Here is a 467-nt window from a genome sequence, read left to right as displayed (position 1 = left end):
ACAAACGGCTTTATTGCGCGCTCGGCCTTGTTATTGTCTATGGGTAAAAACCCGGTTTCCACATAACGCTCCAACCGACTCCAGTTGTTCGCCAGGTAGTTGACTGCTTTACCCAAGGTGCTTTTCGGGGTGACGTGTTGCTGGGTTTTCTCCAGCCAACTTTTCAACTCGGCGAGTACCGGCAAGCTTTTTTCCTGCCGACCGATAAACCGCTGTTCATCGTTGGTGTCCTTGAGATCGCGCTCGATGCCATACAGCTTGTTGATCATCGCCAACGCAACATCGGCACGACCCACTTTGCCCTTGGGCTGGACTTTCTGTGCATCGACAAACTTGCGGCGTACATGGGCCATACAAGCCAAACGTTCAACGCCCGGTTGCAACGCTAAAGCGTTATAGCCCCCATAATCATCCGTCATCAGATAGCCGCGATAATCACCCAACAAGCGCAACGGCACCTCCTGCGC

1 protein-coding gene is annotated in these 467 nt (G+C 53.1%); it reads right to left on the bottom strand.

Annotation, left to right across the window (positions count from 1 at the left end):
- Positions 1–467, bottom strand: a 467-nt coding sequence (locus AACY52_RS30800; protein WP_339561463.1) for an IS66 family transposase, incomplete at both ends; no start/stop codon positions are given.

The sequence above is a fragment of the Pseudomonas sp. EA_65y_Pfl1_P113 genome (genome assembly GCF_963970525.1).
Taxonomy (GTDB): Bacteria; Pseudomonadota; Gammaproteobacteria; order Pseudomonadales; family Pseudomonadaceae; genus Aquipseudomonas; species Aquipseudomonas tritici.
The sequence above is the reverse complement of the archived record's forward strand: the minus strand, read 5'-3'. Positions and strand labels throughout refer to the sequence as shown.